This window comes from Burkholderia thailandensis E264 (assembly GCF_000012365.1).
GTDB lineage: Bacteria > Pseudomonadota > Gammaproteobacteria > Burkholderiales > Burkholderiaceae > Burkholderia > Burkholderia thailandensis.
The window spans coordinates 2,854,771-2,869,545 of the sequence record NC_007650.1 but is presented as its reverse complement, the minus strand read 5'-3'; the positions used below and the strand labels follow the sequence as shown (position 1 = coordinate 2,869,545).

Genomic DNA, 14,775 nt, shown 5'->3' with positions numbered 1-14,775 from the left:
TTCAGTTTGAACAACGAAAGATCGAATCGATCGGGAGGTGAAGCGTGCGTCGCTTGTTTCGTCAATGTTGGGTCGGCCTGAGTCTTTGCGCGGCGGCGCTCGCGCACGCGCAGGCCGCGCCCGATCCGCAGCAGCTGCTCGCGCAAAGCGACGCGATCCGCACGCCGACGAAGTCGTTCGTGCTGACCGCGACGCTGACCGAATACCGGTCCGGCAAGCAGGTCGACGGCAACACGCTGTCGATCTATTCGAAACCCGATGCGCCGGGCGGCGCGTTCCGCACGCTGGTGCGCTTCGTCGCGCCCGCGCGCGACACGGGCAAGCTGATGCTGAAGAACGGCAACGACCTGTGGTTCTACGATCCGGCGAACCAGGCGAGCATCCGCATCTCGCCGGACCAGCGCCTGCTCGGGCAGGCCGCGAACGGCGACGTCGTGACCGTGAACCTCGCGCACGACTATCGGGCGGAGCTCAAGGGCGCCGAGGACGTGATGGACGGCGATCGCCAGACGCGGCATTGCTACAAGCTTTCGCTGACCGGCAATGCGCAGGGCCTCACGTACCATCGGATCGAGATGTGGCTCGAGGCATCGAACAGCCGGCCGGTGAAGGCGAAGTTCTATTCGGAAAGCGATCGGCTGCTCAAGAGCGCGTTCTATCGGCGCTATACGGCGGAGCTCGGCGTCGAGCGGCCGACCGAGACCGTGATCATCGACGGCCTCGATCCGAACTGGGTCACGGTGATGCGCTTTTCCGGCTACGTGTGGCGCGACATTCCGGACGCATGGTTGCAGCGCGACTACCTGCCCCGCTTCCAGGCGCAATGACTCGCCGATCGTTGGCAGTTCTGATTTGCGCGGCCGCGGCGGCGATGCCGCTGCGCGCCGCGGCCGCGGGCGACGCGGATGCGGCGAGCGACGCGACGAACGCGGCGCTCGATCTCGCGGACGCGACGCCCGTCGCGGCGCCGGAAACGGCGCGCCCGTGGAAGTTCAGCGTGCAGAACGCCGTTCGCTGGAGCGACGTTCGCGATGCTGCGTCATCGTGGCGCAATCAGTTGGTGCTGGAATTCCAGTTCGAGCGCGCGCTGACGCCGACACTGGGCGTGAATTTCGCGATGCGGTTCGACCGGTTCGATCCGCTGTCGCCCGGCGCGGCGTCGCACCGCGACGTGACGCTCGTGAAGGAGGCGTATGCGAGCTGGAAGCCGTCGCCGCTGCTGGCGATCGACGCGGGCCGGATCAACGAGCGCATCGGCGCGGCGATCGGCTACAACCCGACCGATTTCTTCAAGGCGGGTGCGGTGAGCCTCGACGTGCCGCCCGATCCGGACAGCCGGCATGCGAACCGGCTCGGCAGCGTCGCCGTGCGCGCGCAGCGCGTGTGGGATTCCGGCTCGATCGCGCTGATGCTGTCGCCTCGGCTCGCGAGCCGCAGCATGCCGGGCGATCCGTTCGCGTCGTCGGATTTGCAGCGCACGAACGGCGTCGATCGCTGGATGCTCGTCGGCAGCCAGCGGATCGCGCCGGCGATCCAGCCGCAATGGGTGCTGTATGGCGAGAGCGGGCAATCGCCGCAGTTCGGGCAGAATCTGAGCGTGCTGCTCGGCAACGCGGTCGTCGCATACGCGGAGTGGACGGGCGGCTGGCGGCCGTCGCTGATCGGTTCGGCGACGGGCGGCGGCAACGGCGATCGCGCGTTTCGCACGCGCTCGGCGGTGGGCTTCACGTGGACGCTGCCGGTCGACCTGTCGCTGACGGCGGAACTGCAGGGCAACAGCGGCGGCGCATCCGCTTCGCAGTGGCGCGCGCTGCAGGCGAGCGATCCGTATGCGTGGGGGCGGGCGGTGCGCGCGTCGATCGCCGCGCAGGAGCTGCCGTCGCGGCACGGGCTGTTCCTGATGGCCGCGTGGCGCAACGTGTTCGTGCGGCGTCTGGACCTGACGGGCTTCGCGCAGCTCGATCTGGGCGCCGGGCGGCAGTACTGGCTGGAGTTGCGGCGGCGCTTCGACACGTTCGACGTCGCGGTGCAGTTCCTGCGGCAGACAGGGCCTGCGTGGAGCCGCTTCGGCGCGATGCCCGAGGCGAGCAGCGTTCAGGTGCTGGGCATTTTTTATCAGTAGGACGTCGCCGAACGTCCAATAACAAGGGCCACCCTACGATGAGCAAACGCATCCTGCAAATCGCCACCGCGATTCTCGCGGCTGTGCCGGTCGCAACCGGCGCGCTCGGCATGATGGGCATCCACGATCCGCTGTACGCCTCGCTCGGCGTCGCGCTGCCCGCCGACGCGACGCTCGACGGCAACCTGCGCTTCTACGCAGGCGTCTGGTTCGGCCTCGGCCTCGGCGCGTTCTGGACGATTCCGAACATCGAGCGCAACGGCGTGCCGTTCCGCGCGCTGTGGACGATGATCTTCGTCGGCGGAATCGGGCGTCTGATCTCACTCGTGTCGCTCGGCGCACCGTTTGCTCCGTTCATCGGCTTTACCGTACTCGAGATCGTCGGCGCGCCGCTGTTCGTCTGGTGGCAAAGCCGCGTCGCGGCAACGGCGGGCTGACGGGCCGACGCGGGCGGCACGCGCGGCCGGAGCGGCCGGCGAACGTTTGAAACACTTAGGTTGACTGACAAATGATGGTGGAAGGATTGCCGCATGCGATGCCGCGTGACGATACGGCGGCGCTGCGGTTCAGCGTCGCGCGCCCGTCGGCGGCGCTCACGGAGCGGCTGATGCGCGGCGAGGTGCACGTGTGGCGCGCCCGCTCGGACGAAGCGGGGTCGTACCTGAAGCGCGATTGCCTGTCGCTCAGCGAACGCGAGCGTGCGGCGAGGCTCAAGTACGGCGCGCACCGCGAGCTGTTCGTGTTCGCGCGCGCGATGCTGCGGGTCGTGCTCGGCGAATACCTGAACGCCGATCCGGCGCGGCTCGTGTTCGACGTCGAGCCGGGCGGCAAGCCGGTGCTGTTCGGCCGCGATCTCGAATTCAGCGTGAGCCACGCGAGCGGCGCGGTGCTGATGGCGGTCGCGAGGAAGCGGGTCGGCTGCGATCTCGAATCGCTCGGCCGGAAGCTCGATATCGACGCGCTCGCGGCGGCCAGCCTCGGCGAGCGCGAGCGCGACGTGTTCGTGCAAACGCCGAAGCGCGCGCAAGCGCGTTTGCTGCTGCAGCTCTGGACGCGCAAGGAGGCGCTGCTCAAAGCGCACGGCGCGGGCCTGCGGCGCGATCCGCGGGAACTGGAGATGCCTTGGCCCGCACGGCTCGCCGCGCGCGACGAATGCATGAGCGACGGCGTGCGCTGGGCGGTCGAGGACATCGCGCTCGGCGCGGGATGGCGCGCGGCGGTCGCGATGGAGGATCGGTGCGCGAAAGTGCACGGATTCTGTCTGGGGTGGTGAGCCGCCGTTCGGCGTCGCGATCGCGGAGATCGCCGCGCACGGGCGGGCGGCATCGTTCGAGTAACGCAATACACAGGGGGAAGCGATATGCAGTCGATGTTGAGATGCGCCGCCGCAACGGCGCGGGTCGCGAGAAGAACACTGGCAAATGCATGGGCGGCCGCGATCGTCGCCGCGATGTGCGCATTCGCCGCGCCCGCGGCGCGCGCGGATGCCGCGACGGGTGCGGTCGACGACTACGCGGCGACGCGCTACCCGATCATCCTCGTCCACGGGCTGACGGGCACCGACGACTACTTCGGCGTCATCCCGTACTGGTACGGAATGCAGTCCGATTTGCAGCAGCACGGCGCGACCGTGTTCGTCGCCGATCTGTCGGGGTTCCAGAGCGACCTCGGCCCGAACGGGCGCGGCGAGCAGCTGCTTGCATACGTGAAGCAGGTGCTCGCCGTCACCGGCGCGCAGAAGGTGAACCTGATCGGCCACAGCCAGGGCGGACTGACGTCGCGCTACGTCGCGGCGGTCGCGCCGGATCTCGTCGCCTCGGTGACGTCGATCGCCACGCCGCATCGCGGCTCGCCGTTCGCCGATTTCGTGCTCGGCGCGCTGAGTCTCGACCCGACCGGCCTGTCGACGCCGATCTTCGGCTCGCTGCTGAATCTATTCGGGGTCCTGACGAGCCACACGCACAACACGAATCAGGACGCGATCGCCGCGCTGAACGCGCTCAGCACGCAATACGCGACGCAGTTCAACGCGCAGTTCCCGAGCGCGGGCCTCGGCGCGCCGGGCAAGTGCGCGACGGGCGCGCCGAGCGAGACGGTCGGCGGCAACGTGCATCTGCTGTATTCGTGGAGCGGCAGCGCGTACCAGCCGATCACGGTGCTCGGCCTGACGACGGGCGCGGTCGACAAGAGCACGATCCCGCTCATCGATCCGGCGAACGTGATCGACCCGTCGACGCTCGTGTTCCTGACGGCCGGCAACATCATGGCGCTCAAGCAGGCGGGGCTGAACGACGGCTTCACTTCGACCTGCAGTTCGATGTACGGCGCGGTGATCTCGACCGGCTACAAATGGAACCACTTCGACGAGATCAATCAGCTGCTCGGCGTGCGGGGCGCATATGCGGCCGATCCGGTCGCGGTGCTGCGCACGCACGCGAACCGGCTGAAATTGCAGGGTGTTTGAAAGAAGGTTGGGCGGCGGCGCGCCGCGCGTCGTATGATTGTCCGACGATTGCGCCGCCGCTTGCGCGGGCGGCGGCGCACGCGCATTCATGCAGCAGACGCTTCATATGTAACGCGACGAGCAGACGAATGCGCGCAAGATGGCCAGTCTACGCACGCTCTATACGAGAGACAGCGCGACAGGCCACGCTTCGAGCATCTGGCGGCGGACCGGCAACGGGCCGCCGCCGGTTCGTTTCCGGCGTTTGCGCGCGCCGGGAAAATACGAGACCGCCGCGACGAAGCGGCGCGGCGGCGGGGCTCAGGCAAGGTGGACGATGAACGGGACTTCCAGCATGCGCGAACAGGCGCTCGGCTTGAACGACAGGGGCGGCAAGGCGGCCGAACTGAGGCCGGCGCTCGACGTCTGGCCGATCCTGCTGATGGTGTCGGTGCTCGTGTGCGTCGTGATCGTGAGTCTTGCCGTGGTGTCGTTCCTCAGGGTCTACATCGGCGGCGAGAGCACGTGGTCGAAATCGCAGAAGGATGCGGTCATCTACCTGATCCGCTACGCGGAGACGGGCGACGAGCGCGCGTACAAGCTCTATGAGGCCGCGATCGACAAGCCGTATCGCCTGAGCCTCGCGCGCACCGCGTTGCAGCGCCAGCCACCCGATCGCGCGACCGCGCGCGAGGCGATCATCGCGAGCGGCATCGATCCGACCGACGCGACGGCGGCCGCGCTGCTGCTGCCCGCCCTCAGCTGGGTCGCGAAGATCAACTATGCGCTGCGGTGCTGGATGCAGGCGGATGTCGAGCTCGCCGAGTTCCGCAACGTCGCGAGCCAGCTGCACGCGCTCGTCAGCAGCGGCCGGCGCGACGATCCGCGCGTGACGGCGCTTGAAAACCGCGCGTGGGAAATCAACGAGCGCGTGTCCGGCCTGCCCGATCGCTTCTCGAAGGCGTTCAGCGACGAATTCCGCTCGAGCGTCGCGCTGCTGCTCGTCTGCTACTTCGTCGCGTCGATGTTCCTGATGTACCTCGCGCTCGTCTGGGCGCGCAGGGCCGCGCTGCAACGGCTGTCGATCCAGTACGCGCTCGATCGCAGCGAGGCGTTCGCCGAGGCGGCGCTGAGCTCGGTCGCGGAGGCGGTGATCACGGTCGGGCTCGCGAAGAACGTCGACTTCATCAATAACGCGGCCGAGCAGCTGCTCGGCTATTCGGCCGCCGCGTGCGTCGGCGCGCCGGTGTCGAGCGTGCTGATGCTGCTCGACAAGGAGACCGGGCACGCGGTCGACATCGTCGACGAATTCTGGGCGCGCGACGAGCGCACGCCGATCAAGCGCGAAGTGCATTTGCTGCGCCGCGATCATTCGAAGATCGTTGTGCAGACAACGATTTCGGAGATGGGCGACCGCGTGCACGGCCACATCGGCTACGTGCTGATCCTGCGCAACATGACGCGCGAGCAGCAATTTCTCGAAAGCCTCGCGTGGCAGGCGACGCACGACGTGCTGACGGGGCTCGTGAATCGCGTCGAGTTCGAGCGCCGCCTCGAGATCGCGCTCGCCGATACGACCTCCAGCAAGGATCGCGCGGATTCGATGCTGCTGATGCTCGATCTCGACCGCTTCAAGGAGATCAACGACACCTGCGGCCACGCGGCGGGCGACGCGATGCTGCGCGAAGTCACGCAGCGCTTTCAGAGCTGCCTCGACGACGACGACGTGCTCGCGCGGCTTGGCGGCGACGAGTTCGGCGTGCTGCTGCCGCACGGCGCGGGCTCGTGGCCTTCGAAGAACAAGGCGGAACGGCTGCGCCGCAGCCTCGAGGATTTCGTGTTCCTGTGGGAAGGCGAGCGCTTCACGGTCAGCGTCAGTATTGGCGTGCTCGAGCTTTGCAAGGCGCCGCGCAATCTCGAGATGGCCGTCAAGCTCGCCGACATCGCGTGCTACATCGCGAAGGAGCGCGGGCGCAACCGCATCCAGCTCGCGGACCCGAGCGACCTGCAGCAGGCGCGCCACGTCGGCGACGTGCAGTGGAGCCGCCGGATCAAGACCGCGCTCGAAACAGACGGCTTTCGCCTGTACGTGCAGCCGATCGTCCACACGCGCCCGGATTCGCGCACGCCCGAGCGCGCGGAGGTGCTGCTGCGGATGACGGACAGCGCGGGCCGCGACATCTCGCCCGCCGCGTTCCTGCCGGCCGCCGAGCGCTACGGGCTGATGGGGCTCATCGACCGCTGGGTGATCCGCACGGTGTTCCGCAAGCTGAGCGCGCTGCCCGCGCGCGAGTACCACGAGTACAACGTGAACCTGTCGGGCGCGTCGATCTCCGACGAACGCTTTCTCGAATTCGTGATCGCCGAGCTGCTGAGCTCCGGTCTCGAACCTTCGGTGATCTGTTTCGAGATCACCGAAACGATCGCCGTGAAGAATCTCGAGCTCGCATCGCGCTTCATGGGCGAGTTGCGCGCGATCGGTTGCCGCTTCGCGCTCGACGATTTCGGCGCGGGCATGTCGTCGTTTCGCTATCTGCGCAGCTTGCCGATCGATTATCTGAAGATCGACGGCGAGTTCGTGTCGAACATGATGTCGGACCGGGTGAGCTATGGCGTCGTCAGCGCGATCAACGAAGTCGCGCATTCGATGCGTTGCAGCACCGTCGCCGAGCATGTCGAGTCCGAGGTCGAGCTCGGGATGTTGCGCGAGCTCGGCATCGATTTCTGCCAGGGATATTTCTTTGCTCAGCCTTCGCCGTGGCGCGAGGGCGGCTATTGACGTGGTTCGATGACTTTACTAAGGAGAGGAAATTGCATATCCCTTTTGAACGCGACGGCGACTTGATGGATATCGGGAGCTATCCACACTGGCTGCAGGACGTGGTCGGCGCGGTGCGCGCGGCGCGCGACCGCGTGCGTTTCCACGAAGTGTTCTCGCTGATGCGCGACGGCCGCCTCGCGCCGCGGCAGCTCGCCGCGTTCTTCGTGAACGGCTGGCCCGTCGTCGAGCAGTTTCCGAAGTACATGTCGATGAACCTGCTGAAGGCGGACGGCACGAATTCGTCCGGCGAAGAGAAGGCGCGCCGCTATCTGATCCGCAACATCCGCGTCGAGCTGAACCATGTCGAGCACTGGGTGAACTGGGCGGAAGCGAGCGGCGTGCCGCGCCGGCAGTTGATCGACGGCGACAGCCCGCCCGCCGCGCTCGCGCTCAGCCACTGGTGCTGGAAGAGCAGCAGCGCGGATTCGCTCGCGGCGAGCATCGCGGCGACCAACTATGCGATCGAAGGCGTGACGGGCGAATGGAGCGCCGACCTGTGCCGCTCCGACGTCTACGAGATGGGCTTTCCCGAGGCGGTGCGCGGCCGCGCGATGCGCTGGCTGAAACTGCATTCGAGCTACGACGACAAGCATCCGTGGGAAGCGCTCGACATCGTCGCGACGATTCTCGGCCAATCGCCGAGCACCGAACAGGTGCGCGACATCGCGGCCGGCATCGAGCGCAGCTTCCGCTACTTCGAGATGAGCCTGTCCTGCTGCCTCGACGCGTGAGTCTCGCGCGTCGTCGTCTGGCGAAGGGCGCAGCGGTGCCCGGCCGGCGACGGCGAGGCGAGAGCGCGTCGCGGTCCGTTCGCGACCGCATGCGTCGATCGGCCGCGCACGCGTTCGTACGTGCCGGCAATGGCGATGCGCCCCGCTTCGCCAGTTGCATCGTCAATATTCCGACTATTCGGTAACAGACCGTCACGGCGCCGCGCGAGCGCGCCAAGCTCGGTATACTGTCTCGTCTGCGCCGGCGCCTTGACGCGTCCGGCTTGTTCTCTCCCTGGTTCGATACACGCATGAAACGTCATCTGTTTGCTTTTGTGGCCGCGGCCGTCGTGTCCGTTTCGGCATTCGCCCAAGCCGCACCCGTCGAGGTGGTCAAGAACGCCGTCGAGGGCACCGTCGGCGCGATGAAGGCGGACCCGGCCGCGCGCGCCGGCGATATGGCGAAGATCACGCAGATCGTCGAGGCGCGCTTCCTGCCCGCGACGAATTTCGAGCGCACGACGCGCATCGCGGTCGGCGACGCGTGGAAGCAGGCGAGCCCGCAGCAACAGCAGGAGCTTTACAAGCAATTCCGGATTCTGATGACGCGCACGTATGCGGCGTCGCTCGCGCAGCTCGGCAGCCAGGACGCGAAGTTCACGTTCAAGGCGGCGGGCGCGGGCGGCACCGACGCGCTGGTGCGCTCGACGGTGACGACGCCGGGCGACAGCCAGTCGGTCGGCTACCGGCTCGGCAAGATCGGCAGCGACTGGAAGATCTACGATATCGACATGTCGGGCGCGTGGCTGATCCAGGTCTATCAGGGGCAGTTCAAGGCGCAGCTCGCGCAGGGCGGCATCGACGGCCTGATCGCATTCCTGACGAAGCACAACGCGCGCGCGAACTGAGCGCGCCGGCGGGCTCCGCGTTTGTCATGAGGAAAGGGCGCGTTGGCGCCCTTTTTCGTTGTGGCGCGGCGCGAGCGGCCCGGTTCGCCGCAGGCGCGCGCTCGGCGCGCCTGCTGCCGCTGCGCGGCTTGCCGCGCCTACCGCCTGCGATGCTCCACCGCGAACTTGATCAGTTCCGCCTGCCCGTCGATGTCGAGCTTGCGCTTCAGGTTCAGCCGATGCGTCTCGACCGTGCGCACCGACAGGCCGTTGCGCTGCGCGATCTGCTTGCTCGACAGCCCTTGCGCGAGCGCATCGAGGATGTCGCGCTCGCGCGGCGTGAGCCGATCGAGCGGCGACGCTTCCGCGCTCGCTTGAATCATCCGGGCGGCGATTCCCTCGCTGAAGAACGTCTGCCCGCCGAGCACCGCGCCGATCGCGCGCACGATCTCGGTGGCGGGCGAATCCTTCAGCAGATAGCCGCTCGCGCCCGCGCGCACCGCCTGCGTCACATATTCGACATTGTCGTGCATCGACAGCATCAGCACGCGGATCGCCGGAAAGCGCTCGTGAAAGACGCCCGCGAGCGCGATTCCGTTCATGCCCTGCATGCCGATATCCATCAGCGCGAGATCGGGCGCGAGCGATCCGGCGAGCGCGAGCGCTTCGTCCGCATTGCCGGCCTCGCCGACGACGGCGAGGCCGGGCGCCGCTTCGAGGCGCATCTTCAGGCCATCGCGCACGAGCGGATGATCGTCGACGAGCAGGAGGCGCGCGGCGCGGGGCGTGGAAGAAACGGTGGTCATCGCGGGGTTCCTGTTGAGTCCGCGCCGGGCAGCGGCACGCGCGCGGCGACGACGGTATGGCCGACCTGCGAGCCGATTGCAAGCGTGCCGCCGAGCGCGTCGAGCCGCTCGCGCATGTTGCGCAGGCCGATGCCGCCGCGCGCGTCCGCTTGCGCGCGCTCGGCGTCGAAGCCGCGGCCGTTGTCGGCGATCGTCAGCGCGACTTCGTGCGACGAAAGTTCGAGCGTGACGGCCGCGCGCGTTGCGTGCGCGTGGCGCAGGATGTTCGTCAGCGCTTCCTGCGCGATGCGGAAAAGCGCGGTTTTCACGGGCGCGGGCAGCGGCGGCGCGCCGCTGTGGTCGACCTGCGTGAAGCCGAGCTCGACGCCCGTTTCCGCGCCGAGCTCGCGCACCAGTTGATCGAGCGCGGCCGCGAGGCCGAGATCGTCGAGCATCGTCGGACGCAATGCGTGCGAGATGCGGCGCACTTCGCGCAGCGTGTCGCCGAGCCGCGCAATGCCTTTCGACAGTGCGGCTTCCGCCGCGTTCTCGCGCGTCGGCAGGCGCGCGAAGCGCTCGAGCGCGGATTCGAACATCAGTTTCGCCGACACCATCATCTGGCTGATCCCGTCGTGCAGCTCGCGCGCTAGACGCGCGCGCTCCTGCTCCTGCGATTCGACCACCTGCTGAGCGAGGCGCTTGAGCTTCGCGTCCGCGCTGCGCGATTCGCTGACGTTCAGCACGAGCGCGCACAGCGCGATGACCGCGGCGCCCGCGAGCGCGATCGCGCTCAGCCACGTCATCGTGCGATCGATGTTCGCCGACGCGCGCGCGTCGATCCGCGCGAGCGCGGTGTCGACGTCGTCGAGATAGATGCCGGTGCCGACCATCCAGCCCCAGCGCGGCAGCGAGACGACGTAGCCGAGCTTCGGCGCGAGCTTGCCCGTCGACGGCCGCTGCCAGACGTAGCGCACGTAGCCGCCGCCGCGCGATGCGGCCGCAATCAGCTGCTGAATCGTCGGCGAGCCGTTCGGGTCGCGCAGCGTCCAATAATTGTGTCCGACGCGCTCGGGCTCGCGCGGATGCATCAGCGAATTGCCGTGCAGGTCGTAGACGAAGAAGTAGCCGTCGGGGCCGAATTCCATTTTCTGCAGCATCGCGAGCGCTTGCTGGCGCAGCAGCGCGTCGTCGCGTGCGTTGGTGCGGCCCGCTTCGTACAGCGGCGCGACAGCGCTCGTCGCGAGGTCGACGTAATGCTTCAGCTCGATTTCCTTGCTCGACAGATAGGCGGCTTCGATCGTCGCGTGCTGCGTGCGCGCGAGCACGGTTGCCTGCTGCCGCACGCCGAGGCCGATTGCCGCGATCGTCACGAGAAAGGGCACGATCGCAAGCAGGAAGATCTTGAGTTTCAGTCTCATCGTGCCGGGCATTCGTTCGTGGATGCGCGCGCCGCACGGGCGCGACGGCGCGTGCGCGCGTGCGCGGCGCAGATTGTCTGTCCGGTTGGCGGCGCACCGCCTGCAATGATGTCGCGCGCGAGTCTCATCAGGTATCCATCGCCGGGATTGTTGGCTTGGCTCATGTCGGCGTGCGGCTTGTGGTTGTCGTTGGGCGCGCCGCGCGTATCGCCAAGCGCATTCTAGCTGTGAAGCTCGACGTCGTCGGCCGCCCGGCGAACGGCGACAGCCTGGGCGCGGCGATGGCCGACATGGAGCGGCTTGCCGCGAGCCTGCCGACGGGCATCGGCTACGGCTGGGGCGACGCGGCGCGCGAGGAGACCGTCGCCGCGCGGCAGACGCCGCTGCTGATCGGGCGGTCGGCGCTCGCGGCGTTCATGGCGCGCGCCGCGCTGTACGAGAGCTGGACGATTCCGCTGTCGGTGCCGACCGTGGTGCCGCTCGATCGGCACGCGCGTATCGGCGATGCGCTTGCGCGCTTGCGCCGGCGGCGCGGGCGCGCGCGCCGGCGTGTGGGCGTCAGAGCGCGAATCTCAGGCCGAGATGCCGATTGACGATGTACGTGCGGTGCGAAAGCTCGCGCTGGATCGCCTCGCAGCGCTGCTGCTCGGCGAGCGGGGCGTTCTCGGGCAGCTTCGCCTTGCGCTCGACGGCGCCCAGCCATTCGGCGCTGCCGGGATCGGGGCCGTGCCCTTCGTCGTCGGTGACGTTGAACTGCTTGTCGATCGTGTCGAACCATGCGTCGGTGCATGGCTGCGCGGTCGGCGCGGACCAAACGGCCGTCGTGGCGGCGAGCCAGCCGGCGGCGGCGAGAAAAGCGGTGACGGCGAGAATCTTCTTCATTGAGTCCTTCAAAAAACAATGGCTTCGAGGGTCGGGCGCGTGGCGCGCGAATGCGCTCGTTGTCGCCGTGATAGCCGACCGTCGAACAGGGTTCGCGCACACGCGACGACACGCGACGACACGCGACGACACGCGACGACACGCGACGACACGCGACGACACGCGACGACACGCGACGACACGCGACGACACGCGACGACACGCGACGACACGCGACGACACGCGACGACACGCGACGACACGCGACGACACGCGACGACACGCGACGACACGCGACGACACGCGATAAAGGGATCGCGATTCGTCATGGAAGTTCAATGCGAGCGCGCGGCGGCACGGCTGGAGATCGCCTTGCCCGGCGAACGGTCGTTGCGCGCGCATCGATCGTTCGCCTACACTTCACCGGCGCGTGCGTTCGGCGGCGCGCGACGTGCGCGTCGCGGGCTTCCGGCCGCGCGGCCGCTTCACGACTACAGGACGTACAAGAATGAAACGACGTCGATTTCTTCACACGCTCGGCGCGCTGAGCTCGACGCAGGCCATGCTCGCGAGCGCGCCCGCATCGGCTGGGCCGACGGCGCACGACGGCCGCGGCGGCGCATCGGCGCGCGCATCGCAGGCGGTGCGCGAGGCGCTCGATCGCATCGCGCGGATCGATCGCGACGGCCCGCGCCTGAACGCGATCATCGAATTGAATCCGGATGCCGAAGTGATCGCGCAGGCGCTCGACGCCGAGCAGGCGGCGGGCGCCGCGCGCGGCCCGCTGCACGGCGTGACCGTCGCGCTGAAGGACAACATCGCGACGGGCGACCGGATGTCGACGACGGCCGGCTCGCTCGCGCTCGACGGCGTGCGCGCGACGCGCGATGCGCATCTCGTCGCGCAGCTGCGGCGCGCGGGCGCGGTGATCGTCGCGAAGACCAACTTGAGCGAATGGGCGAACTTCCGCTCGACGCGCTCGACGAGCGGCTGGAGCGCGCGCGGCGGGCTGTCGCGCAACCCGTACGCGCTCGACCGGACGACGAGCGGGTCGAGTTCCGGCTCGGCGGTTGCGGTGGCGGCGGGGCTCGTCGCGATGGCGGTCGGCACCGAGACCGACGGTTCGATCGTGTCGCCCGCCGCGCTCAACGGTTGCGTCGGCCTGAAGCCGACGGTCGGGCGCGTGAGCCGCGACGGGATCGTGCCGCTGTCGCACACGCAGGACACGGCGGGGCCGATCGCGCGCACGGTTCTCGACGCGGCGCGGCTGCTCGGCGCGCTCGCGGGCGGCGACGCGAACGATCCCGCGGCGGCGAGCGCGCCCGCGCCCGCGGACTACGTCGCCGCGCTCGACGCGAACGCGCTGCGCGGCGCGCGCATCGGCATCGCGCGTGCATACTTCACCGGGCATGACGAGGTCGACGCGCAGATCGAGCGCGCGATCGCCCAGATGCAGCGGCTCGGCGCGATCGTGATCGACCCGGTCGATCTGCCGAAGCCCGACTACGAGGGCGACGAGAAAACCGTGCTGCTGCACGAATTCAAGCACGGCTTGCCGCAGTGGCTGCGTGCGTTCGCGCCGCACGCGCGCGTGCGCACGCTCGCGGACGTGATCGCGTTCAACGATGCGCAGCGCGTGCGGGAGATGCCGTATTTCGGGCAGGAGTTGCTGCTGCGCGCGCAGGAGGCGGGCGGGCTCGACGCCGCCGCCTATCGTGAAGCGCTTGCGCGCTGCGGCCGCCGCGCTCGCGACGAGGGCCTCGCGCACGTGCTGCGCGAGCAGCGGCTCGACGCGCTCGTCGCGCCGACCGAGGGCACCGCGTGGCTGATCGATCTGATCAATGGCGACTGCGGCGGCGAAGGCTTCTCGACGCCCGCCGCGGTCGCCGGCTTCCCGCATCTGACCGTGCCGGCCGGCCTTGTGCGCGGCTTGCCGGTTGGCGTGTCGTTCGTCGGCGCGCCGTGGAGCGAGGCACGGCTGCTCGCGCTCGGCTACGCGTTCGAGCAGGCGACGCAGTGGCGGCGCGAGCCGCGGTTCGTCGAGCGATCGAACGTGCCGGCGGCCGACGGGTAACGTTCTGCAGGACGACGCGCGAGGCGATCGCGTTCACTGCGCGCCGGCCGTGTCGCGCGTTTTCGTCGCGCGACGCGTGTCGGCGATGCGTCGCCGCATCATCGTGCGCTCATGCAGCGGCGGGACGCGTAGCGGTCGTGGCGGCACGAACGGCGCACGGCGCGTTTTTTTCGGAGGAACGCGTCGAGATCGCCGATGTCCGTCATCGATGGTCGCGGCGTTCGCGCGCCGCGCCGGACGATGCAGGCGCGGGGCAGGCGTCGGCGAGCCTGTCGCATCGCGCGGCGAGACGGCGAACATGCCGGGGGGCGAAGCGGGGCGATCGGCCGGCTTGAGCGTCCGGTGCGATGCGCGACCGGATCGCCGCCTTCCTTTTTGCGACTCGGGCCGGCAAGACAGCGGTTCGCGCTTGAGTCGGCATCGCCGTTTCACGAGTGTGGCGGAAGCCGAATCGCGCCGGCGATGGCGGTCCTTGCACATTGATGCCGATCGGCTTCGCGACATTGAGCGCGGTATGTCGAGACTTGTCGTTTGGTTTGTCGTTCGGCTTGAATGTGTCACCATACGACGTGATACAACTGTCAGCCCTGATAGGCGTGGCGACAACACAACCCAGGGTGGCAAGCCGCGCTTGCTCGATGGTAAATTTGCACG

Annotated in this window: 13 protein-coding genes and 1 pseudogene; 10 read left to right on the top strand and 4 right to left on the bottom strand. The window is 68.4% G+C overall.

What is annotated here, in order from left to right; translation table 11 throughout:
* The first annotated feature begins 44 nt into the window (after nt 1–44).
* The 8 genes from BTH_RS12035 to BTH_RS12000 all read left to right on the top strand — a co-directional run bounded on the left by BTH_RS12035 (nt 45) and on the right by BTH_RS12000 (nt 9,004).
* The gene (locus BTH_RS12035) at nt 45–827 is read left to right on the top strand and encodes an outer membrane lipoprotein-sorting protein (RefSeq protein ID WP_009894432.1); all 783 of its coding nucleotides are present in this window, start codon (nt 45–47) and stop codon (nt 825–827) included.
* Nucleotides 824–2,122, top strand: a complete 1,299-nt coding sequence (locus tag BTH_RS12030; RefSeq protein WP_011401603.1) for a hypothetical protein — start codon at nt 824–826, stop codon at nt 2,120–2,122. The genes BTH_RS12035 and BTH_RS12030 overlap by 4 nt, the downstream gene beginning before the upstream one ends.
* Before the next feature lie 38 nt (nt 2,123–2,160).
* Nucleotides 2,161–2,559 (top strand): DUF4345 domain-containing protein, encoded by a 399-nt coding sequence (locus BTH_RS12025; protein ID WP_009894428.1) that lies wholly within the window; start codon nt 2,161–2,163, stop codon nt 2,557–2,559.
* 71 nt (nt 2,560–2,630) lie between these two features.
* Nucleotides 2,631–3,395 (top strand): 4'-phosphopantetheinyl transferase family protein, encoded by a 765-nt coding sequence (locus BTH_RS12020; RefSeq protein ID WP_009894427.1) that lies wholly within the window; start codon nt 2,631–2,633, stop codon nt 3,393–3,395.
* Between the two features lie 87 nt (nt 3,396–3,482).
* Entirely contained in the window at nt 3,483–4,586 is a 1,104-nt protein-coding gene (locus BTH_RS12015) for a triacylglycerol lipase (RefSeq protein WP_009894426.1), read from the top strand.
* A gap of 139 nt (nt 4,587–4,725) precedes the next feature.
* Nucleotides 4,726–7,344, top strand: a complete 2,619-nt coding sequence (locus BTH_RS12010) for a putative bifunctional diguanylate cyclase/phosphodiesterase (RefSeq protein ID WP_009894424.1) — start codon at nt 4,726–4,728, stop codon at nt 7,342–7,344.
* 32 nt (nt 7,345–7,376) lie between these two features.
* Nucleotides 7,377–8,117 carry a TenA family transcriptional regulator gene (locus BTH_RS12005; protein WP_009894422.1) on the top strand — a complete coding sequence of 247 codons (741 nt, stop codon included), beginning with the start codon at nt 7,377–7,379 and terminating at the stop codon, nt 8,115–8,117.
* A gap of 290 nt (nt 8,118–8,407) precedes the next feature.
* Nucleotides 8,408–9,004 carry an MlaC/ttg2D family ABC transporter substrate-binding protein gene (locus BTH_RS12000; protein ID WP_009894421.1) on the top strand — a complete coding sequence of 199 codons (597 nt, stop codon included), beginning with the start codon at nt 8,408–8,410 and terminating at the stop codon, nt 9,002–9,004.
* Between the two features lie 137 nt (nt 9,005–9,141).
* Here BTH_RS12000 and BTH_RS11995 read toward each other — a convergent pair whose 3' ends face one another.
* The gene (locus BTH_RS11995) at nt 9,142–9,789 is read right to left on the bottom strand and encodes a response regulator (protein ID WP_009894420.1); all 648 of its coding nucleotides are present in this window, start codon (nt 9,787–9,789) and stop codon (nt 9,142–9,144) included.
* A complete protein-coding gene (locus tag BTH_RS11990; protein ID WP_009894419.1) occupies nt 9,786–11,186 on the bottom strand; it encodes a cache domain-containing protein in 1,401 nt (466 codons plus the stop codon). The genes BTH_RS11995 and BTH_RS11990 overlap by 4 nt, the downstream gene beginning before the upstream one ends.
* Before the next feature lie 233 nt (nt 11,187–11,419).
* Here BTH_RS11990 and BTH_RS11985 point away from each other — a divergent pair.
* Nucleotides 11,420–11,704: pseudogene (locus BTH_RS11985) on the top strand (efflux RND transporter permease subunit); the annotation flags it as partial.
* A gap of 40 nt (nt 11,705–11,744) precedes the next feature.
* Here BTH_RS11985 and BTH_RS35130 read toward each other — a convergent pair.
* A complete protein-coding gene (locus BTH_RS35130) occupies nt 11,745–12,068 on the bottom strand; it encodes a hypothetical protein (RefSeq protein WP_009894416.1) in 324 nt (107 codons plus the stop codon).
* A gap of 487 nt (nt 12,069–12,555) precedes the next feature.
* On the opposite strand from BTH_RS35130, the gene BTH_RS11975 reads away from it, so the two are divergent.
* Nucleotides 12,556–14,121 (top strand): amidase, encoded by a 1,566-nt coding sequence (locus tag BTH_RS11975; protein WP_009894415.1) that lies wholly within the window; start codon nt 12,556–12,558, stop codon nt 14,119–14,121.
* Between the two features lie 33 nt (nt 14,122–14,154).
* On the opposite strand, the gene BTH_RS11970 is transcribed toward BTH_RS11975, so the two are convergent.
* Complete coding sequence (locus BTH_RS11970) at nt 14,155–14,421, bottom strand: hypothetical protein (protein ID WP_009894409.1); 267 nt, start codon at nt 14,419–14,421, stop codon at nt 14,155–14,157.
* Nucleotides 14,422–14,775: the final 354 nt, after the last annotated feature.